Origin of the sequence: Faecalibacterium sp. (assembly GCF_052358865.1) — a bacterium.
GTDB lineage: Bacteria > Bacillota > Clostridia > Oscillospirales > Ruminococcaceae > Faecalibacterium > Faecalibacterium butyricigenerans.
Genome location: NZ_DAWCVJ010000042.1, coordinates 1 through 21,926, shown reverse-complemented (window position 1 = coordinate 21,926; position 21,926 = coordinate 1). Strand labels below are relative to the sequence as shown.

At 49.4% G+C, this 21,926-nt stretch carries 21 protein-coding genes and 1 pseudogene; 21 read left to right on the top strand and 1 reads right to left on the bottom strand.

Features of this window, described 5'->3' with window-relative positions; genetic code table 11:
• Positions 1-807: 807 nt before the first annotated feature.
• From ACT8X9_RS08165 to ACT8X9_RS08105, 13 genes are all read left to right on the top strand, one after another.
• Positions 808-1,047: a replication initiator protein A gene (locus ACT8X9_RS08165; protein WP_005945119.1), complete on the top strand. Its 240-nt coding sequence runs from the start codon at positions 808-810 to the stop codon at positions 1,045-1,047.
• 223 nt (positions 1,048-1,270) lie between these two features.
• Positions 1,271-1,453 (top strand): hypothetical protein, encoded by a 183-nt coding sequence (locus ACT8X9_RS08160; RefSeq protein WP_005945116.1) that lies wholly within the window; start codon positions 1,271-1,273, stop codon positions 1,451-1,453.
• Positions 1,454-1,546: 93 nt separating this feature from the next.
• Positions 1,547-3,172: a recombinase family protein gene (locus tag ACT8X9_RS08155; protein ID WP_444268672.1), complete on the top strand. Its 1,626-nt coding sequence runs from the start codon at positions 1,547-1,549 to the stop codon at positions 3,170-3,172.
• A complete protein-coding gene (locus tag ACT8X9_RS08150) occupies positions 3,159-4,982 on the top strand; it encodes a DNA topoisomerase (RefSeq protein WP_444268671.1) in 1,824 nt (607 codons plus the stop codon). The genes ACT8X9_RS08155 and ACT8X9_RS08150 overlap by 14 nt, the downstream gene beginning before the upstream one ends.
• Positions 4,982-5,869 (top strand): LPD16 domain-containing protein, encoded by an 888-nt coding sequence (locus ACT8X9_RS08145; protein WP_444268670.1) that lies wholly within the window; start codon positions 4,982-4,984, stop codon positions 5,867-5,869. Before ACT8X9_RS08150 ends, ACT8X9_RS08145 begins: the two co-directional genes overlap by 1 nt.
• Before the next feature lie 8 nt (positions 5,870-5,877).
• Positions 5,878-6,393: a YodL domain-containing protein gene (locus ACT8X9_RS08140; RefSeq protein ID WP_117554560.1), complete on the top strand. Its 516-nt coding sequence runs from the start codon at positions 5,878-5,880 to the stop codon at positions 6,391-6,393.
• The gene (locus ACT8X9_RS08135) at positions 6,383-6,586 is read left to right on the top strand and encodes a transposon-transfer assisting family protein (protein ID WP_444268673.1); all 204 of its coding nucleotides are present in this window, start codon (positions 6,383-6,385) and stop codon (positions 6,584-6,586) included. Before ACT8X9_RS08140 ends, ACT8X9_RS08135 begins: the two co-directional genes overlap by 11 nt.
• A 173-nt stretch (positions 6,587-6,759) precedes the next feature.
• Positions 6,760-7,107 carry a DUF6054 family protein gene (locus ACT8X9_RS08130; protein WP_444268669.1) on the top strand — a complete coding sequence of 116 codons (348 nt, stop codon included), beginning with the start codon at positions 6,760-6,762 and terminating at the stop codon, positions 7,105-7,107.
• A gap of 1 nt (position 7,108) precedes the next feature.
• A complete protein-coding gene (locus ACT8X9_RS08125; protein ID WP_444268668.1) occupies positions 7,109-7,495 on the top strand; it encodes a DUF2500 domain-containing protein in 387 nt (128 codons plus the stop codon).
• Between the two features lie 33 nt (positions 7,496-7,528).
• Positions 7,529-8,251, top strand: a complete 723-nt coding sequence (locus ACT8X9_RS08120) for an AAA family ATPase (RefSeq protein WP_444268667.1) — start codon at positions 7,529-7,531, stop codon at positions 8,249-8,251.
• Positions 8,252-8,422: 171 nt separating this feature from the next.
• Positions 8,423-9,208, top strand: coding sequence for a hypothetical protein (locus ACT8X9_RS08115; protein WP_444268666.1), 786 nt, complete (start codon positions 8,423-8,425; stop codon positions 9,206-9,208).
• A gap of 61 nt (positions 9,209-9,269) precedes the next feature.
• On the top strand, positions 9,270-9,599 hold the full coding sequence (locus tag ACT8X9_RS08110) for a hypothetical protein (protein ID WP_097778305.1): 330 nt from the start codon (positions 9,270-9,272) through the stop codon (positions 9,597-9,599).
• Between the two features lie 82 nt (positions 9,600-9,681).
• Entirely contained in the window at positions 9,682-9,843 is a 162-nt protein-coding gene (locus tag ACT8X9_RS08105) for a hypothetical protein (RefSeq protein ID WP_165852876.1), read from the top strand.
• A 2-nt stretch (positions 9,844-9,845) separates the two neighbouring features.
• Here the strand turns inward: ACT8X9_RS08105 and ACT8X9_RS08100 are convergent, their stop codons facing one another.
• Positions 9,846-10,697: a hypothetical protein gene (locus tag ACT8X9_RS08100; protein WP_444268665.1), complete on the bottom strand. Its 852-nt coding sequence runs from the start codon at positions 10,695-10,697 to the stop codon at positions 9,846-9,848.
• 1 nt (position 10,698) lies between these two features.
• On the opposite strand from ACT8X9_RS08100, the gene ACT8X9_RS08095 reads away from it, so the two are divergent.
• The 8 genes and pseudogenes from ACT8X9_RS08095 to ACT8X9_RS08060 all read left to right on the top strand — a co-directional run.
• Positions 10,699-11,055: a TnpV protein gene (locus ACT8X9_RS08095; RefSeq protein WP_444268664.1), complete on the top strand. Its 357-nt coding sequence runs from the start codon at positions 10,699-10,701 to the stop codon at positions 11,053-11,055.
• A 788-nt stretch (positions 11,056-11,843) separates the two neighbouring features.
• Positions 11,844-15,845 (top strand): annotated as a pseudogene (locus ACT8X9_RS08090) (DEAD/DEAH box helicase family protein); the annotation flags it as partial.
• A gap of 70 nt (positions 15,846-15,915) precedes the next feature.
• On the top strand, positions 15,916-18,012 hold the full coding sequence (locus ACT8X9_RS08085; RefSeq protein WP_444268663.1) for a recombinase family protein: 2,097 nt from the start codon (positions 15,916-15,918) through the stop codon (positions 18,010-18,012).
• Positions 18,009-18,398 carry a TnpV protein gene (locus ACT8X9_RS08080; RefSeq protein WP_444268662.1) on the top strand — a complete coding sequence of 130 codons (390 nt, stop codon included), beginning with the start codon at positions 18,009-18,011 and terminating at the stop codon, positions 18,396-18,398. Before ACT8X9_RS08085 ends, ACT8X9_RS08080 begins: the two co-directional genes overlap by 4 nt.
• 13 nt (positions 18,399-18,411) lie before the next feature.
• Positions 18,412-18,711: a hypothetical protein gene (locus ACT8X9_RS08075; RefSeq protein WP_249241699.1), complete on the top strand. Its 300-nt coding sequence runs from the start codon at positions 18,412-18,414 to the stop codon at positions 18,709-18,711.
• Between the two features lie 91 nt (positions 18,712-18,802).
• Positions 18,803-19,105 carry a hypothetical protein gene (locus ACT8X9_RS08070; protein WP_444268661.1) on the top strand — a complete coding sequence of 101 codons (303 nt, stop codon included), beginning with the start codon at positions 18,803-18,805 and terminating at the stop codon, positions 19,103-19,105.
• 198 nt (positions 19,106-19,303) lie between these two features.
• Positions 19,304-20,113, top strand: a complete 810-nt coding sequence (locus tag ACT8X9_RS08065) for a hypothetical protein (RefSeq protein ID WP_156075463.1) — start codon at positions 19,304-19,306, stop codon at positions 20,111-20,113.
• Positions 20,103-21,926 (top strand): DNA methyltransferase (locus tag ACT8X9_RS08060; RefSeq protein WP_444268660.1); only part of this gene is annotated, 1,824 nt, incomplete at its 3' end. The genes ACT8X9_RS08065 and ACT8X9_RS08060, both read left to right, overlap by 11 nt.

Genomic DNA, 21,926 nt, shown 5'->3' with positions numbered 1-21,926 from the left:
CTAGTGAGTAGAGGCGTACTTTTAAGGCAGAAATTTTCTCCAACACCCCCCATTTTAGGCCACTTTTTCTGTTAATAGTAGAAGCGCCTCTTTGAAAGCCGGTCATTTGTGACCTTTTTGTTAATTCTCAAAAAGATGGTTGTCTTTGGGCTGTTTTCGTTGCCTACCTATTGAGAGGATTTTTTCAAAAGCGGAGATTTGGTCTCAAGAATTACAATTCAATTACAAGTTTCTCACCAATGCTACGAAACAGGCGTTCTCGATGCCTACCAAGTGTAGGGCATCTTTTTCAAGACCATTCTCGGACTATTATGACGTTTTGTTTACAAAATTGCTTGCAATGCTACGAAATGGCCTTTTTCATCGGCTACCAAGTAGAAGGATGTTTTTCGTCCGTCAAAGTCCAGAAATCTTCCATATGTTCCTTGACAAGTGAATAGTTCAATCGTCCGGTACTTCACAAAAGGTACTTCTGTAACTCGCAGCCCGGTCATAACGAAGACGGGGTGGCTGAAATGCCAATGGTGCGGTGCAAGCCCGCCGCCGGACGATTCCCCACTCCTAGGGAAGTCGAGGACCAATATGGGAGACCTTAACTTATTAACGCAGTTGAGCACTTGTTTCGTGCTTTTCTGCGACTGGAGAATTGGAACCCTCCAATTCTCGTTACATACTCTTTGTTCCTGATTTCTGCTTCAGCTGGAGGTGATCAACATTTCAGAATATCTTACCACGCAAACTCCGCTGCCGCCGTTTCTCCCATACCCATGCTTCCTTTTGGAACTTGACCTGAGTCAGACTGCAAAAATGACTTATGTGTTGCTACTCGACCGTGCCACACTCTCGCAGAAAAATCTCTGGATAGATGAACGTGGATTCGTGTTTGTCATTTTTACGATTTGCTCTTTGGCTGAGCAGCTAGGGCGCAGCACTGTCAGTGTTTCCAGTGCGCTTAAGGAATTGGACGCTGCGGGATTGATTGAGCGCAGACGAACGCGGTTTTCTTCGCCCAATCACATCTTTGTGAAAATTCCAAATGTTGAATAGTTCTGCGTTTTTCACGATTCAAGAACCGCCAAAATCACGATTCTGTGATGCAGATTCTTAATGGCATCTGCAAAAGATATTTTTCCTATGCAGTATAGCAGCCTTTAAGACTGTATCGAAGAAAACTTTCACCTAACCAACGTAATAAAACAAAAAGAGAAAAACGAATAGAATCCATCCATTCCTTTCCGTATTTGCACCACATGAATGAGGAGGTCTGCCCTTGAACAAAGAAAAATCTGAGAAGAAGCCCACCACACGCAAACGTGCGCCGAGAAGTCCGAAGTCCGTGCGCCTGATCGTGGAACGCCATTATATCGGCAATGTGCCGATGAATACGCTTTTTCAGCGGCTTGTGGAAGAAGAAATTCGTAAAACTGCCGAATCGTATCTCGCCGCTGGCTAATTGGACGTTTTACTGCGGAAAAGGGCTTGCATCGTCACGCAGCATCCGCTACAATGTGATTGATGAGGTCTCTTTTCCATTATGGAGGTACACATGGAAAAGGACAAAAAAGTAACTGCTTTATACTGCCGACTGTCAAAAGATGACGGTTCAAACAGCGAAAGCCTGAGCATCCGCACTCAAAAGTCAATGCTTATGGAGTATGCCACACGCAACGGTTTCGGGAATTGCCAGTACTATGTTGATGATGGTTACAGCGGTACGAACTCTGACCGCCCTGCCTTTCAGGAACTTCTGGATGATATCCGGGAAGGAAAGGTGGCAACAGTCATTACCAAAGACCAGTCCCGACTTGGACGCAACCACATCGAAACCGGAACGTATATGGAAATCTTCTTTCCTGAACACGGTGTCCGCTATATTGCAATCAACGATGGTTATGATTCCAACGAGCAATCTCAGATGGATATTGCCCCGTTCCGAAACATCATCAATGAAATGTACGCCAAAGACACTTCCCGAAAGATCAAGAGTGCCCTTCGGACACGCAAGAAAAGTGGAAAGTATATCTCCAGCGGCGCACCGTTTGGCTACCAGAAAGACCCTGCCGACCACAATCACCTTGTGATCGACCCGAACACCGCCCCCGTTGTTGAGCATATCTATTCAATGGCAGAGGAAGGGCTGGGGCTTCACCGCATCGCCAAGCGGCTCCACGATGAAAAAGTCTTGAAGCCGTGTTACTACAAGAAAGAGATGTTTGGCCGCTTTATTGATGATGAAAAGATGTATGATTGGGACAGTGCCTATATCAGTCAGGTTCTGCACAGCCCAGTCTACGCCGGACACATCATCTACGAAGCCAAGCCCACCGTGTCCATGAAATCCAAAAAGCGGCGTTATATTCCGTTTGAAGAACGCGCTATCGTTCCGAATACACATGAAGCAATCATCCCACAAGACCGTTGGGAGAACGTGCAGCGAATCCTTTACAGCCGTTCCAGTAGTTTTATGTGCGATAAGACCGACTACGACAATATCTTCAAAGGCATCGTCCGCTGTGCAGACTGCGGCAGAACGATGTTAGTCAAGGTCGAGCACAGGCGCAAACGTAACAGTGTTCTGGATCAGACCTTTTATTGTTGCAGCACTTATCGGAAATATGGTGCGAAAGCCTGTGACTCGCATAATTTGGAAGCCCGTGTTCTGCATGAAGCTGTCTTTGCGGACATTCAGGCACACGCAAAGGCCGCTGTGAGCAATCGGGAAGCCCTTGTGAAGAAGATTGCAAATCAGATGCACCTCCGGGTGTCCTCTGACCGGGCGCAGCACAAACGGGATTTGAAGCAGTGTAAAGCACGAATCGCAGAAATCGAAGACCTGTATGCAAAACTTTATGAGGACGTATCAAAGGGACTTCTCCCGGAGAAACGTTTTCAAATGCTTGCAGATCGCTACGACAAAGAACAGGCTGAACTGACCGAGAAGATTGAGCAGTACGAGCGGGAAGGCCGTGCTGAACACGATCAGCTGGACAAGATTCAGGATTTTATTGATGAAGTCAGCAAGTACGCTGGTATCACCGAACTGAACTATAAGATTCTGCATCAGCTGATTGACAAGATTCTGGTATCCAGAGCGGAAAAGGTCGATGGCGAATACGTCCAGAAAATCCAGATTTTCTACCGCTTTATCGGCCCATTGGATGCCATCGAGTAACAAAGTCAGAAAAGTCACCTCCGAGAACTATCCTACAGACGCAGGGCGCGAGGGAGAACTGATCTTCCGACTTGTCTACCGGCAAGCGGGGTGCAAAAAGCCCTTCTCTCGTCTATGGCTGTCCAGCATGGAGGAAAACGCTATCCGGGAAGGGTTTGCCCACCTCAAACCGTCAACTGAATACGATGCGCTGTACAACGCAGCACTCTGCCGGGAACGTGCCGACTGGATGGTCGGTATCAATGCGTCCCGGCTTTTTTCATGTCTGTACGGTCAGCCGCTGGCGGTGGGACGAGTTATGACCCCGGTGCTTGCTATGACCGTAGTGCGGGAAGCAGCCATTGCCGCATTTGTGCCGGAGAAGTTCTACACGGTGGATCTGGAACTGACCAGTGGCTGCACGGCATCCAGCCGCCGCATTCCCGAAAAAACCGTTGCAGAAAACCTGCTGGAAGCCTGCCGAAAGGAGATGGTAGCAACGATCCAGCGCATCACCTGCAAGGAAAAGTCCGAGAATCCACCACCGCTGTACGATCTGACCACCCTTCAGCGGGATGCTAACCGCTTGCTGGGGTACAGCGCACAGCAGACGCTGGACTATGTGCAGAGCCTGTATGAGAAGAAACTTACCACTTATCCCCGAACTGATAGCTGCTATATCACCGACGATGACGAGGAAATGCTGGAGGAACTGACCGAGGAGTTGGAAGGTTTTCTCGACATTGCCCCGGAAGATGTGGACGAGGCTGTGCCCCGGACACGGCGCACCGTCAACAGGGAAAAAGTCACCGACCACCACGCCATTCTGCCCACTCGCAGTATGCTGCAAGCCGATCTGGACGCATTGCCCAAGGGGGAGCAGAATGTCCTGAAGCTCATCATCGCCCGGACGCTGATGGCGGTGAGCAAGCCCTTCCGGTATCTGGAAACCCTGCTGACCACCGAATGTGCCGGGGAGGAATTTACCGCCAAGGGAAAGGATATTTTGGAAGAAGGCTGGAAAGCGGTGGAGCGCAAGGTGCTGTCAGACATCCTGAACCAGAAGCAAGAACTCACCGCCCTGCCCAATGCAGCGGAAAACGAGTGCGGCATCCTCAACGCCGAACTGAAGGAGGGGCAGACGTCCCCGCCGAAGCATTTTACCGAGGACACACTGCTGCACGCTATGGAAACCGCCAGTGCGGATAGTATGCCGGAGGGCGTAGAACGTCAGGGTATCGGTACTCCGGCAACCAGAGCCGCCACCATTGAAAAACTGGTGCAGAAGGGTTTTCTGGAGCGCAAGGGCAACAAGAAAACCAAGGTGCTACTGCCCACGGATAAGGGAAAAGCCCTCATCACTGTGATGCCCGAAGAAATCCAATCCCCGGAAATGACCGCCGATTGGGAAACAAAGCTGCTGCAAATCGAACGTGGCGAAATGGAGCCGAGCGAATTTATGACCGAGATCAATACGATGATTACCGAACTGGTAAAGAACACGGAAATGAAAAAAGGAGCGAATGCACTTATGAAAAGCAAGATTATTGGTGTCTGCCCGAACTGTGGGAAACCTGTTGTGGAGCGTGAAAAAGGCTGGTTCTGCGAGAACCGGGAGTGCCGTTTTGTCCTGTGGAAGGACAATGCGTTCTTTAAGCGTCTGGGCAAGCGTCTGGACGCCCATGTGGCAGACAAGCTGCTGCGGGATGGTCGGGTCCGGCTGAAGGACTGCAAGAGTGCCAAGGGCAAGACCTACAACGCCACCGTGCTGCTGTCCTGTGAAGCGGATGGCCGCAGCAAGTTTTCGCTGGAATTTGAAGGTGGGTGCTGATGGAGCAGATAAAAGAAGCGGTCTACCTTATCAACGATGAACGCTATCTGCATCTCCGGGAAAACGGTGCAGGGGTCGGCTTTGCCACTTATAACAAGGTAACTGGCGAGCCGCTGGAAAGTGGGCAGATCTCGGAAAAGAATCTGCCGCCAGATGGACAAAACACCATCCCTGCCGCCCGGAACTGGTATCTGTTTGAACTTTCGGACGATGACCGCAAGGTCATCCAACAGGAAAGCGTAAAGATCCTCGAAAACATCCCGCAGGCGGGCATCGGCAGACGGCGCATCTGGGAGCCGGAAACGCTGCCGAAGGATATTCGTCTCATCAACAGCCACTATGATGACCTCTATCGCATTCCAGATGGCGGCGTGATTCAGGTGGATTACCCGGATGGGCGCAGTTTTACGGCACGGGTGGAACATCTGGATGATTATCACTTTGACATGGGCGGTCTGGGCAATGTGTTCCACATCTGCCAGTTTGCCGAGGTCATGGAGCGGAACCATGCCGACTTCTACCCCGAAATTCAGACACAGGACGAGCAGGCCGCATGGGAACTGGGTGGCAAAGGTTATATTGCCATCCAGTCCTGTGAGGATGGATGGGACTACACCATTTACCACAGCGATTTTTCCGTGATGGACGGCGGGCAGTTGGATTCCCCGGAACTGACCATTCAGGAAGCCCGTGAGCAGATTCTGGAAGCACACCACATGGAAAAGGGGCGGCGGCTGTTGCAGGACTACGATGCAGTCATGGATAAAGTTGCGGAAGCCGAGGAACTGAGTGCAGACCATCGCCCTTCCACACTGGAAAAGCTGGCAGAACTGGCAAGTGATACGTCTGCGCCAAAATCCTCTGCACGTTCTGCACCGGAACTGTGAGGTGGACGATGCAGCAAAAATGGAACCAGAATTTTGACGGTGAACCCATGACGGACATCCCGCAGAAGTTTCTGAACGCAGGGTGCGATGTTTATATGGTAATGCAGCTGCGGCATGACGAAAAAATCCTCGATGAAAGATTTGCTTCCATGCGGGAACTGCATCGTCGGGGCAAAACGCCAGACCCGGAGCATTATGAGGTCACCTACTATGCTGATTTGCCAGCCATGTGGCAGGATGTGCCGAACAACGAGATTTTGGAAGAACTATTTCAGATGTTCAACCTCTCCCGTCCGCAGGATTTTGAGGGACACAGCCTGTCGGTCAGCGATGTGATCGCGCTTAAACGCAATGGCGAGGTGTCTGTGCATTATGTGGACAGCATCGGCTTCAAGGATTTACAGGGGTTTCTGGACAAGCAGCCGGAACGCCCTTCGGTGCTGATGAATCTTAAGGAAAAGTGCGATGCCCCGGAGTGCAATCCTACCGTCTGCCGGAAAGCGAGGGATGAACATGAACTTTGACCACGAGGAATTGACCCTGATGATGCTCTACAACACCGGCACCCGGCTGGGGCTTATCCACGAGTTGCGGCTCATGCAGTGCTACCTGATGCCCGATGAGACTGCCCTGCGGGAGCTGTCGGAGGGCGTTATCGAAAAGCTGAAACTGCTGACCGATGCAGAGTTTGGCGAGTTGGAATTTCCCCCGGACTGATTATTGCCGCCTGCGGGCGGCGTACATAAAGTATTTTGTTCTTCCAAAAGATATGCTATAATCAAATTAGACAAAATACCTCTCTTCAAGCGATTTCTCCGCAATTTTCCTGTGGCTCTGCTCGTATCAAAAATAAGGGACCGATTTTTAATTGTCAGAACGGAGGAACCATTATGGCAATCTTTGAAAAGACCATCCGAAACAAAAACTTTGACAAGCTGCTTCGGAAGCTGGAACAGGAGATCCCGGACAGCAGCTGCTCGGCCGATCTGGAAGCAGGCAGTGACTTCAAAGAAGGCGACGCCCGGTGCAGTGTCCGTGTGTTTGAGCGGTACAGCATGATAGGCGGCAACCGCCTGAGCCTGACGCTGACCCTGTTCCAGAATGGAGACAGTCCGATCCGCCTGTCTGCCATCACCGCAGGCGGCAGTCAGGCGGTGTTCTTCAAGGTGAACACCCTCGGAGAAGAATCTTTTCTGGACGATGTAAAGGACCTGCTGGAAGAAATTTTGGAGGAGTAAAATGTTTTTTGGATGGTTTGACGCTATATTCAGCTTCATTTTCCCAATCCTGTTCCTGCTTTTTATTGGAATGTTTTTCTTTGCTCTAATTTCAAATCTCCGCACATGGAACAAAAACAACCACTCGCCGCGGCTTACCGTTCCGGCAACAGTGGTAGCAAAGCGCACCGATGTTTCGCATTCCAGCAGTGCCAATGCCGGAGATATGTCCGGTGCGCACGGATACGACACTAGCACATTTAAATCGTACTATGTGACTTTTCAGGTGGAGAGCGGCGACCGGATGGAATTTGAAGTGGACGGAAGCGATTATGGTCTGCTCGTGCAGGGCGACATCGGAAAGCTGAGTTTTCAGGGCACCCGCTATCTTGGGTTTGAGCGGAGCTAAGTGTTTCTTACATTATATAGTATGGAGTGCTGTATGAACGATTTGTTTATCCAAGGGCTGACCATCGACTGGAACAGAGTTCGCCCATACAATTATGTTCGTCAGATTCCTGCCATCAGTGGAATCGACGCTTTTACATTCCATAAGCCCATTACGTTCTTTGTTGGCGAAAATGGAAGTGGAAAATCTACGCTTCTGGAAGCAATCGCTGTTGCTTACGGCTTCAACGCAGAGGGTGGAACGAAGAACTATTCATTTTCCACATACAACTCCCATTCGGAACTATGTGAGGCTATGACGATTTCCAAGGGGTATCGCAGACCAAAGTTCGGGTATTTTCTCCGGGCAGAGAGCTTCTACAATGTAGCCACCAAGGAAATCGACTATTCCGATGACGATCATCCCTCCAAAGGCTATCACCAAAAATCACACGGTGAAAGTTTCCTCGCTATTGCGCAGGACTACATGGGTGCAGATGGAGTCTATATTTTTGACGAGCCGGAAGCCGCTTTATCCCCGCAGCGGCAGCTCACGTTACTGATCAACATTCATCGGTGTGCCCAAGAAGGGGCGCAATTCATTATCGTATCACATTCACCCATTCTCCTCGGAATGCCTGATGCTGAAATTTTTAACTTCGACAATGGCACGATTCATCCTTGTCAGTATGAAGATACGGACAGCTACGTTATCACCAAAACATTTGTAAATAATCGGCAGCATTTTTTGAACCAGCTTCTGAACGAAGAAACGTAATGCCGGGAAAGGACATTCCTTATGAGTGATTCTACGTTGAAAGAGCTTTGGCAGCAGGTCGCAGAAAAGAAGAACTGTGAAGCAAAGCAGAAAGAACTGACCGCCCAGAGAGATACGCTTGCGGACCGCCTGAAAAAGCTGGAAAAATCCAAGCTGGCAGAACAGGCTGATGTGGACCGTCTGGAGGGACACAGCCTTGCCGCATTTTTCTATCAAGTGATTGGAAAAATGGATGAAAAGCTGGACAAAGAACGGCAGGAAGCCTATGCAGCCCGTGTCAAGTACGATGCTGCTTTCCATGACCTTTCTTCCGTTGATGCCGACTTGGAGCAGATTCAAAATAGACTGGAACGGCTGTCCGATTGCGAAAGGCAGTATCAAGCTGCTCTTTCCGAAAAAATCAAAAGCATCAAAGTCTCTGCCCACCCTGCCGCACAGCAGATTGTGGAAAGCGAAAGCCGCATTGCCGCACTGAAAGTCCAAAAGCGGGAGCTGCTGGAAGCCATCAACGCCGGAAAGACCGCCTTGCACACGGTCAATGAAGTTCTGGAAACGCTGGATAATGCCGAGGGCTGGAGTACATGGGACGTAATGGGCGGCGGTTTGATGGCTGATCTTGCCAAGTATGAGGAACTGGACAATGCACAGGAGCAGGTGGAACAGCTTCAAGTGGAACTGCGGCGGTTCAAAACTGAGCTTGCTGATGTTGAGATCACCGCAGACCTTCAGGTTGCGGTAGACAGTTTTTTGAAATTCGCAGATTTCTTCTTTGATGGCCTCTTTGCAGACTGGGCAGTTCTGGATCACATCAATCAGGCGCAGAGCAGAGTGAAAAACACCAAGATCCAAATCAAGCGAGTCCTTGCACTTCTGAAAAAGATGCGCGAAGATGTTGATGTCCAAATCGCTGATGAAAAAGAGAAGCAGGAGCAGCTTGCAGTGGAAACCGAACTGTAAGTTTGAAGAGTCCGCTTATGTGATATGATTCGATAAAACCGAATTTGCAGGAGGTGTTTCGATGAAAACAAGAAGGTTTGCTTTATGTCTGGCAACGGTTTTTCTGGTGGCGATTTATATCAATATTCAGAGAAGCCATACTTTCACCCTTTCAAACGATGAAGGCACCATAAAGACAGAACAAATACAGCCACTTTGGGGAACTGTAAAAGTGAGCGGTGATTGTGATACTGAGGTGGTCTTTACCGATGTAGAGACTGGAGAAAAATACAGAATCGGATATATTACACAGGGCGTAACGGAAAGAATCAAACTCGAAAGAGGCAAATGGTATAAGGTGGCGGGCGGAGGCAACCTTACACTGAATCCGGTAAACATTCGAGTCGAATAAATGTAAGTTCCTTGCGGGCAGCTATGAAAGCTGAAGCTGAGAAGAGAGTTTTGAATATTCACATATGAAGGAGTACAGTTCTATGAGTTACGGTTGGGCAACTGTTTTCACTTTAGCGGCATGGTTTGCAGGGCTTGTGATTGATGTAAATGTGCGGGTCGGCGACCTCGGTTTACGAACCGTGCTTCCCGTCATCGTGATGGGGTGCTGCGTTATGAAGTACATAAAGGGCAATAGCAAATAATCTTATCTCGATACACTTTCCAGCGGGCAACCCCAAAACGGTTGCCCGCTATTTTTATACCCTAAAATCTGAAAAAGGAGGCCAAAATGCCAAGCAAAACCGAAGAATATCTCGCCCTTGCCCAGCGCACGGCCAACGGCTTGACCCGATACTGGGAAAGCTGGACGGATTACCTGACCACTGCGTCCCGGCTGTACAAGTACCCTTTTGCGGACCAGCTCATGATCTACGCCCAGCGCCCGGATGCCACCGCCTGCGCCGACTTCGACATCTGGAACAACCGGATGAACCGTTATGTACGCCGAGGTGCCAAGGGCATCGCCCTGCTGGACGAATCCAGCGGATTTCCGCGCCTGCATTACGTCTTTGACGTAAGCGACACCGGGGTGCGCCGCAATTCCCGTGACCCGGAGGTGTGGCAGTACAATGACGACCTGAAACAGCCGGTTTCGGAAATGCTCGCCGCCACCTACGGCATCAGCGGAGAGCGTGTCAGCCAGCAGCTTGCGGACATTGCAGGGAAACTGGTGGCAGATTACTGGGACAACAACGGCGGGGACATCCGTGCCATCGTTGACGGTTCGCTTCTGATGGATTATGATGAAGCCGGGGTGGAGATGCAGTTCAAGTCCGCTGCCGCCATCAGCGTCACCTACACGCTGCTGGAACGATGCGGGTTTGAGCCTGCCGGGTGGTTCGACAAGGACGATTTTCAGGCAATCTACAATTTTTCCACCCCGGATAGTGTTTACGCCATCGGCGCAGCTGTCAGCGATATGAGCCGGGAGGTGCTGCGGAACGTCGAGCGCACCGTGAAAACAACCATTCGCCGCCGCAATGCAGAAAGGAGCCAATATGAATACGAACAGCAGGAACGTGACCTACTCGACCGTCGGGGACTACCAGCTCCCGAACCTGATTCTGAACCAGCCCCGGAAGCCGCTGGGCAAGTACGGCAGGCTGCGCCGGACGTACTTGATGAACCATCGCCCGGTACTGTACAACACGATGCTCCTGAACGGGAGCCTGTACCCGCACCTGATGGAGGTGGAACAGACGGCAGAGAGCCAGATGCAGCAGACCATGGTACAGCTTCTGACGCAGAACCCGTCCCCGGACAAGGAGCGGAATCAGATGGCATGGGTGCAGCACATGAACAGCCTGAAAGCGCAGGCCGAGGAACTGGTGCTGATGGAATTGATTTACAGTTAAGTTTCTTTGATGCCCACATCCCCACCGAAGCCCAGCAAATCGAAACCATCGACCAAGCGGAGAGCGAAAAAACGCCCTCCGCTTTTGTTTTGTCACAGGCTGAAATTGAGAACGAGTTGCGTAAGCATGGTTCGGGATTTATGGGCGGCAAACAGCGCATTATGGCACTGTACCAGACCCAGCCCGACCGCAACCTCCGCGCCAAAGCGTTGGCAAAGGAGTACGGAATCGGTGGGCACTCCCACGATTTTCTGGACGGCAGTCGAGGCTTCGTGAACCACGACTGGAAGGGGCTGGAATTTGACCATTACCCCGACCACCAGAAAATCACCCTGAAATGGGTGCAGGTGGAACAATATATCGACTTGATGATCCAGTCCGACCGTTACCTGACCGACAAAGAGAAAGAGCATTACACGCCCCCTGTGCCTGTCAGCGCAAAGCCGGATGTTGAGCTTGCTCGTGCCAAAAACCTGATCCGGGAGTTTTGTCAGGAAGAATACGATTCCGAGCCAGACTTCTCCGACCTGACCAAGATCGGCATTGCCTACACCAACGCCACCGATGAGGAAATCCCCATTCAAGTTAATGTGGATTTGGTGGGATACCGGGTGGAACGGTATCTGGGCGAGGTGCTGATAGATGAACGCCAGTACGAAAGTCTGGAAGAGCTGACCGAAACCGAATTGGAGGCTCTGGATTTTTCGGAACTGGTCAGCGTCACAGACGAGGAACTGGAGCACTATCACAGCAAGGCAGAGGAACGCCCGGCACTGCTGCCGCTGGATGCCGCCGCCGAGTACAACGCCCTGAAGGAACAGTACCCGGATGCGCTGGTAGGCTTTGAGCAGAACGGATACTATGAGTTCTACGGTGAGGATGCCCGGAAGGTCTGCGAACTTCTGGGCGGCAAACTTCTGGAAAAAGAAACAGCACTGGGCACCGTCCCGGTCACCGGCTTTCCCAGTAACCAGTGGGTGTACCGTGCCAAACAACTATGGCAGCGCGGCGAGAACGTCTACCTTGCCGGGCTGAACGAGGACGGCACCCACCACCAGACCAAGTATCTGCGCCGGGAGGATTATCTGCCGCTGGGTGCCACCGTCCATATGGAAGGGCGGGCTTTCCGAGTGGATACGGTAAACTATGATAGGGGTAGCGTGACCCTGCAGGATGTGGCACTGGCAGAAATGCGGATGCCAGTTTTCCGGGAGGAACCGCTAGTTCTTGTCCGGGAGTTGTACGAGGAGCAGGATATGATGGAATCCCCCCTGCCCGATTACAAGGTCGGTGACAATGTTGTGGTCGAACTCCCCACTCGAACTATTGAAGGGAAAGTTGGCTATGTGGGTGAAACGGATGTGCGCATCGACACCAGTGCGCACGGGCAGTCATGGGATAACGAAGTTGTCAATAAGCAACAATTCGAGGAGGGCTTGCGGCAGAACGAACCAAATTCTACCCGGCCAGTTCGTACTGAAAAAACGGTTGCCGTATACCCCGCCAAGGAAAACAATCTGCCGTTTGACATTGTAATTCAGACGATAAGCACAGAATCACCCACAGTTGAAGCGGAACATCCTGCGCCGGAGCCTGCCGGGAACTTCCACATCACGGACGATCATCTGGGTGAGGGCGGCGCAAAACAGAAGTACGCCCGGAACATTGAAGCCATCCGAACCCTGTTCAAGCTGGAAGAGGAGCACCGGGGTGCCACCGCCGAGGAGCAGCAGGTGCTTTCGCAGTATGTGGGCTGGGGCGGTCTGGCAGACGCTTTTGACCCCGGCAAAGATAATTGGGCAAAGGAATACGCCGAACTGAAAGGACTGCTTTCCGAGGATGAGTACGCTGCTGCCCGTTCCAGCACCCTGAACGCCCACTATACCAGCCCCACCGTCATCCGTAGTATCTACGATGTCGTGGAGCGCATGGGTTTCCACAGCGGTAACATTCTGGAACCTAGTATGGGCGTGGGCAACTTCTTCGGAATGCTGCCGGACACCCTGCAGGACAGTCGGCTGTACGGCGTGGAGTTGGACAGCATCACTGGGCGCATTGCGAAAAAACTGTACCCGCAGGCTGACATTACCGTGGCTGGGTTTGAGAGCACAGACCGCCGTGATTTCTACGATTTGGCGGTGGGCAATGTTCCCTTCGGCAACTACAAGGTCAACGATAAAGCGTACAACAAGCTGGGATTTAGCATCCACAACTATTTCTTTGCGAAAGCCATCGACCAAGTGCGTCCGGGCGGCATCGTGGCGTTCGTCACCAGCCGCTACACCATGGACAGCAAGGACAGCACCGCCCGCAAGCACATGGCAGAACGTGCCGATTTGCTGGGTGCCATCCGTCTGCCGAATAATGCGTTTCGCGCCAACGCTGGCACGGATGTTGTCAGTGACATTATCTTTTTGCAAAAGCGTGACCGCCCCATCGACCATGAGCCGGACTGGGTACAGCTTGGCAAAACGGAAGATGGTTTTACCATCAACCAGTATTTCGTAGACCACCCGGAGATGGTGCTGGGTGAGCTGACCACCGAAAACACCCAATACGGACGGGAGGAACTGACCGTTGCACCCCTTGAGGGTACCAGCCTTACCGACCAGCTTGCCGAAGCAGTACAGCACATCGAGGGGCAGTACACCGCCGCCGAGGTGGATGCCCCCGACATTGCCGAGGAAGAAGCCACCCGGCGCACCCTGCCTGCCGACCCGGAGGTGAAGAATTTCTCCTACACCGTGGTGGACGGCGAGGTTTTCTACCGGGAAAATTCCGTGATGACGCAGGTTGAACTGTCCGACACCGCCAAGGGGCGTGTCACCGGCATGGTGGAGCTGCGGCAGATCGTCAACGAGCTGATTCAGCAACAGTTGGAGGATTACCCCGATGCCGACATCAAGGCAGTGCAGGAGCGTTTGAACGCCGCCTACAATGCCTTTACCGCAAAGTACGGTCTGCTGAACGACCGCAAAAACGGGCGGCTGTTTGAGCAGGATTCCTCCTATTATCTGCTGTGTTCGCTGGAAAATCTGGACGAGCAAGGGCAGCTTAAATCCAAAGCGGCGATGTTCACCAAGCGCACCATCCGCCCGGAGCGCACCGTCACCAGCGTGGACACCCCCAGCGAAGCGTTGGCGGTATCTATTGGTGAGCATGGCAAAGTGGACTTGCCCTATATGGCAGAACTGCTGGGCACTCCCGGTGAGTACGGGCGCATTACCACCGAACTTTCGGGCGTGATCTTCAAAGACCCTGCCGCCGACCCCACCGACCCGGAAGCAGGCTGGCAGATGGCAGACGAGTACCTGTCCGGCGATGTCCGGGCAAAGCTGCGGATGGCGCAGTTTGCGGCAGAGACCAACCCGGAATTTGCCGTCAATGTGGATGCGCTGACCAAGGCACAGCCCAGAGAACTGGAAGCCTCCGAAATTGATGTGCGCTTGGGTGCAACGTGGCTCGACCCGGATATTATCCAGAAGTTTATGACCGAGACGTTCCAGATCCCCTACTATCTGCGCCGTGCGGTGAACGTGCGCTACTCTCCCTACACTGCCGAGTGGCGTGTGGAGGGCAAAACTGCCACCGGGCGGGGCGATATTATCTCCTCCGAGACCTATGGCACCAGCCGTGCCAATGCCTACAAGATTCTGGAGGAGACCCTGAACCTGAAAGATGTCCGCATCTATGACACCATTGAGGATGCCGAAGGCAAGCCCAAGCGGGTGTTGAACAAGCGGGAGACTATGCTGGCACAGCAGAAACAGCAGGTCATCAAGGACGCTTTTGCCAACTGGGTCTGGCAGGACCCCCAGCGGCGCATTGCGCTGGTAAAACAGTACAATGAGCTGTTCAACTCTACCCGCCCCCGTGAATACGATGGCTCCCACATCAAATTCGTGGGCATGAACCCGGAGATCACCCTCCGGGAGCACCAGCGCAACGCCATCGCTCATGTGCTTTATGGCGGTAATACGCTGCTTGCACACGAAGTTGGCGCGGGCAAAACCTACGAAATGGCGGCATCTGCTATGGAAGCAAAACGGCTGGGGCTGTGCCAGAAATCGCTGTTTGTGGTGCCCAATCACCTGACGGAGCAGTGGGCAAGCGAGTTTCTGAACCTCTACCCCAATGCCAAGCTGCTGGTAGCACGGCGCAAGGACTTTGAGACTGCCAACCGCAAAAAATTCTGTGCCCGCATCGCCACCGGGGACTACGATGCCGTCATCATCGGGCATAGCCAGTTTGAGCGCATCTCGCTGTCCTTTGAGCGGCAGGAGCGTATCATTCAGGAGCAGATTTATGAAACGCTTGCCGCCATCAATGAGCTGAAAGTCCACGCAGGCGAGAATTTCTCCATCAAGCAGATGGAAAAGACCCGGAAAACGCTGGAAACCAAGCTGGAAAAACTGCGCTCCGATGAGCGCAAGGACGATGTGATTACCTTTGAACAACTGGGCGTTGACAGGCTTTTTGTGGACGAGAGCCATTTTTACAAGAACCTCTTTTTGACCACAAAAATGCGGAATGTCGCAGGATTATCCACCAGCGAAGCCCAGAAATCCAGCGATATGTTCGGCAAGTGCCGCTATTTGGACGAGATCACCGGAGGCCGTGGCGTGGTATTTGCCACGGGCACGCCCGTGAGCAATTCCATGACCGAGTTGTACACGGTCATGCGCTACCTCCAGTACAGCACCTTGCAGCAGAAAAAGCTGACCCACTTCGACTGCTGGGCATCAACTTTTGGAGAGACCACCACCGCCATTGAGCTGGCTCCCGAGGGCTATACTTTAATAGGACGATAAACTTGATTGTCCTAAATTGAAAGATTCCATAAGAAAGGAGGTAGAACAAATGCCTAAAGAACCAAAAATCACCGCACTCTATGAGCGTTTGTCAAGAGATGATGATCTTGCTGGTGAATCGAATTCCATCACCAACCAAAAGAAATATCTGGAAGATTACGCCCAAAAGAACGGCTTCAAGAACATCCGCCATTTTACAGATGATGGCTTTTCAGGTGTGAATTTCAATCGTCCCGGCTTTCAATCTCTAATAAAAGAGGTAGAAGCAGGAAATGTCGAAACGCTTATTGTGAAGGACATGAGCCGCTTAGGACGAAATTATCTGCAAGTCGGTTTTTATACGGAAGTTCTGTTCCCACAGAAAAACGTCCGATTCCTTGCAATCAACAACAGCATCGACAGCAACAATGATTCAGACAATGATTTTGCTCCGTTTTTGAATATTATGAACGAATGGTATGCCAAAGACACGAGCAATAAAATCAAGGCTGTGTTCGATGCCCGGATGAAAGATGGAAAACGTTGCAGCGGCTCTATTCCGTATGGATATAACCGTTTGCCGAACGACAAGCAGACACTTGTTGTTGATCCGGTGGCATCCGAAGTCGTAAAGCGCATTTTTCTTCTTGCGAACGAAGGAAAAAGCCCACGGGCAATCGCAGAACTGTTGACAGAGGAAAAAGTCCTGATTCCTGCTGCATACGCAAAGAAATATCACCCGGAGCAGTACAATGGGACAAAGTTCTCCAATCCGTACCTGTGGGGCACTTCCTCCGTAAGAACAATTTTAGGTCGGCAGGAATATTTGGGACACACTGTTTTACGAAAATCTGTAAGCACAAATTTCAAACTTCACAAGAGAAAAGAAACAGATGAAGATGAACAGTACGTTTTCCAGAACACGCATGAACCGATTATATCGCAAGAACTTTGGGATAGTGTTCAGAAACGCAGATGCCGAGTGAACCGTGCTTCTGCTTGGGGAACGCACACCAACCGTTTAAGTGGGTATCTGTATTGTGCCGACTGCGGCAGAAGATTGACCTTGCAAACACACTACAGTAAAAAGGATGGGTCTACTCAATATTCTTATCGTTGTGGTGGATATGCAAGTCGGGTGAATGGTTGTACTGCCCATTCAATTAGTGCCGATAATGTTGAAGCCCTGATATTGGCATCGGTCAAACGCTTTTCGAGATTTGTTCTAAAAGATGAAGAAACCTTCGCTTTGGAACTGCAATCACTTTGGAAAGAGAAATGTGAAGAAAAGCCGAAGCAGAACCAATCGGAATTGAAACGTTGTCAAAAACGCTATGATGAGCTTTCTGCCCTTATTCGTAGTCTGTACGAAAATCTTATGTCTGGACTGTTGCCTGAACGACAGTACAAGCAGCTGATGGCACAGTATGATAGCGAGCAAGCAGAATTGGAATCGCAGATGGAAACAATGAAATCCGAAATTGCCGAAGATAAATCAAGTTCTGCTGATATTTGGCATTTCATTTCGCTGATTCGCAAGTGCAAAAATCCAACAGAAATCTCCGATTCAATGTTTAACGAACTTGTCGATAAAATCGTTGTTTATGAAGCCGAGGGTACAGGCAACGCCCGCACACAAAAGGTTGATATTTATTTCAACTATGTCGGTCAAGTCGATATTGCTTATACCGAGGAAGAACTTGCCGAACTGAAAGCGCAGAAAGAGCAGGAAGAACGGCAGCGCATGGAAAAACAGCGCAAACGTGAAAAAGCCTACCGAGAAAAGCGAAAGGCAAAGAAAATCGCTGAAAACGGTGGCGAGATCATTAAAACCAAAACGTGTCCGCACTGCGGGAAGATGTTTACACCTACGAGCAACCGACAGCTTTTCTGTTCAAGAGACTGCTGGAATCAGGCAAGACAGGAGCAAAAGGAAGCGGCTAGAGAAGCCGAGAGAGGAGGTCATTACTACCGGAAACGTGCCTGTGCCGTATGCGGTCACTCCTACTGGCCTACACACAGCCAGCAGGAATTTTGTTCCGATGAGTGCAGGAGAGTCAACCACAACAAGAAAACCTTGGAATTCTATCACAAGAAAAAAGAAAATCTAAAACCAAACCCAGAAGCAACCCCAACGCCGAAACCAAAGGAGGACAATGCAGCATGACTACCTTAAAGAACACGCTCCACGACAGCAACAACGGTCTGGACTACACCCTTGTCAATGACCACTATCTGCCGAACTTGACTGCAGCAGCCCCGACAGAGCAGCACCCCACCGGGCGGTGGGGCCGCTTACATAAAATGTATCTGAAGGAGCAGCATCCCATCCGGTATAATCAACTGCTCCTGTCCGGGGAGTTGGGCGGCTATCTTGCCAAGCTGGACAAGCAAGCCGAGGAACAGCTTGCATTGACCGTCCAGCAGATGCAGGAAGCTGAGGGCGTGACCGAAGCACTGAAAGCCGCCGATCAACTGGAATGGGTGCGCCGAATGAACAGCATCCGAAACCGTGCCGAGGAAATCATCAAGTTTGAGCTGATTTTTGTATAAGGAGGTACCCACGATGGCTGTGCTGAAATGGATGCTGAAACTTGCCCTTTTTCCGCTGCTTCTGCTGCTGATTCTGGCGCAGTGGGTGGGCATCTTCCTCACGACCTTCTCCACGATCCTGACGAATCTGCTGGCGGGACTGTTCTTTTTCGTGGCGCTTGCAAGCTGGGTCATGAAACTGGCAGACGGCGGCGAAGTCCTGAAAATGCTGATTACCGCATTTGTGGTTTTCGTCCTGCCTTACATAGCGATAGCTGCTATCGCAAAAATCTCCTTTTTCGCTGAGGAACTCCGGGATTTTCTCCAATCCTGAGTTCAAGACCGTCTTGCGCAATGCACGGCGGTCTTTTTGTTACATCGGGTCTGCACAGGGCAGACCCTTTTTTATACGGAGGAACAAGCCTATGAAACTGACGTTTGAAGAAAAGAAGCTGCTCTACACCTATGGCTGCGCCGATCTGGAGTTGACCCGCAAGCGGCTGTGCGGAGTTGCCGGGCTGACGGTTGACCCCGACCAGAACAGGCTGGTGTATGACTTCTGCCGGAAGCTGGAGGACGAAACGCTGGCAGACTGGTATGACCAGATGTTCTATTTCGTCCGTGCCGAGATGGAGTGCTACACCAATATGCTGCTCCTGATGCAGGACATCGAGGAGGATAAGGAATGGAGGAAGGAAGATTTTGTCGAGCCCGATGACAATGTTTAAGCTGGAAACCATGATCTACGCCAGCGAGGGCAGAAACCCATATGCCATTCAATGAAGGTCCGATTTGTTTCCTCTTTGAAAAAAATCCCGTATGTGATATACTGGAACAAAACAAAAATTGCTAAAGTAACGGAATGAATGAACAGATATGTTCAGATATTGCCAATGCTGTAAGACAAAATCAAAAAGGAGACAAATATGAGCCCAAAAGAAACAACCTGTTTTGATCTTTTCAGAGAATGCGTTAAAGCTATCCATGACGGAGAACTTATAGTACAAGAAAGTCAGAAAGATAAGGAATTCCATTTTCAAAATTGGTGTCAAGCTAGGCTGAGTAACATCAACCTTCATTTTGAAGGAACTGGGCGGAATATTTATCCGGATTTTTGTCTGGTCGAAAAGCCTGAGGGCTATGAGATAAAAGGATTAGCATTTCCCGGACGTGAAAAAGATTACGATGCTAACAGTAATGTTCCGACTGGCTTACATAATGGTAGACGTATTTTTTATGTCTTTGGAAGGTATCCTAGTGATACTGCTCCGTATAAAGTGGGTAAACTGGCTGAATACCCGGTCATTGATCTAGTGATCTGCCACGGCGATTTTATGAATGCTCAACATGAGTACATTCACAAAAACAAGCATATTAGTGGGTTTGGTTCGTATGGAGATATTATGATTCGGGATCGAAAAATGTATGTCGTTCCCACTCCATTTGCGTTAACAAAAGGTACGGCTGGATTGGCAACTTTAATATTGCCAGATGATTATGAAATTCCCGATGATTTTAAGTGCGTGGGTGAATTAAACCGTACAGAGGGAAAAGAATTGGTCGTTGGCTATAGCTTTGATTTAAGAACAAACCAAATTACCGCTAAAAAGATAGAAAATCCTGATGCAGGAAAAATACACAGATTTAAGGCATATAGATGTTTAAATCAATCTGACAAAATTGTAAAGATGACGACAGATATGACGGAGTTAGAGTATTCAGACAATGATGAATAATAAAGATTTTCCTGTTTGGGAAGTAAGCCAATTAGCTGAAAAGGAAAGCTGGCGAAAAGAAATAAATCGTCCGATTTACCACATTCATAAATGGTGGGCGCAGAGATTGGGCTCTGTCTTTAGAGCAATCCTTCTGTACCTAGAAAATAGCGAGGACTCCGTATGGAACCGCTATTATAGAGAACATAATTATGATAAAACTGTCGTGCTAGATCCATTTATGGGAAGCGGAACAACAATTGGCGAGGCATTAAAGCTTGGCGAGAAAGTTATTGGGTGTGATATAAATCCAATAAGCAGTTTCTTAGTCAGACAAGAGTTGACCTATGTTTCCCCGGAAACACTCAAAGACGAATATGTAGCTTTGGAACAAAAAGTTGCGGATAAGATTCATGACTGCTATAACACCATTGACCGTGTTACCAAAGAAAAAATTCCAGTATTATATTATTTTTGGGTTAAAATTGTAACAACTCCTGAAGGTGAGGAAATACCACTGTTTTCTCGGTATGTTTTTGCTCAAAATGCATACCCATCAAAGAAGCCAGAAGCACAAATCCTCTGTCCTAAATGTTGGAATGTATTTAAAGGAAAATATAATCAAACCGAATGTATTTGTCCTCGGTGTGGCGAAAAATTCAACCCACAAAAAGGACCCGTAAACAGTAGCGTGGTTTACGGAAAGAATGGAAAGCAATATAAAATCAAAGATTTAATACCGTCTGATGGAAAACTCTTAGATGAGAAAATGTATGCACTTCTCGCGGTAAATAAACATGGCGAAAAAGTGTATCAGCCCGTTGAAGAATACGATAAATTGCTTTATAAGGAAATTTGTTCAAAGTTAACAGATAACAAGTTTTCGTTGCCATCTTATCCGGTGAAATCTGGATATAATACAGATCAAGTTCGAGGCTATAATTATTTTTATTGGAAGGATTTCTTTAACAAACGGCAATTGTATGGCTTAGGGCTATTGCTTGATGAAATACTGAATATTGAGAACATTTCTGTTCGTGAGCAATTTTTATGCTTATTTTCAAGCACGCTAGAATTCAACAATATGTTCTGTAGCTATAAAGGTGAAGGCACTGGTGCTGTGCGTCCGATTTTTTCAAATCACATTTTAAAACCAGAAAGAACTCCTCTTGAAAATTCTATATGGGGATATAGCAATAGTAGCGGCTGCTTTTCATCACTTTTTAAAACTCGCCTGCTAAAGGCCAAAGAGTATCTAGATTCGCCCTTTGAAATCAAAGTCGATACTAAAACTCAAAAAAGCAAAAAAATTATCGCAAGCAAGCCAATTCGACCAATGATTTGTAATGATTGGGAAGAGTTTTCTGAAAACAAACATACTGCATTGATCTTAAATGGGGACAGTTCGCATTTGCCAATTCCGTCTAAATCAGTCGACTATGTTGTAACAGACCCGCCATATTTTGACTTTATTCATTATAGTGAACTGAGTGATTTCTTCTATGCATGGCTCAGCCCGGTTTTAAAGGATAAGTACGGCTATTTTTGTTCGAATACATCGAGAAGATCTAATGAGGTGCAGCAAAATGATGCAGCTAAGTTTTCTGAGTTATTAGGAAATGTTTTTCTTGAATCAAACAGAGTTTTAAAAAACTCTGGCAAACTAGTGTTTAGCTTTCATCATTCAAAAATCGATGGTTGGATTGCTATCGCACAGGCTATTATGCAAAGCAATTTTTATGTTGAATGCTCATTTCCTATTCACGCGGAATTAATGGCATCAACACCAAAATCAAGTGCAAAATCTCCAATTAGTTTAGATGCAATAATTGTG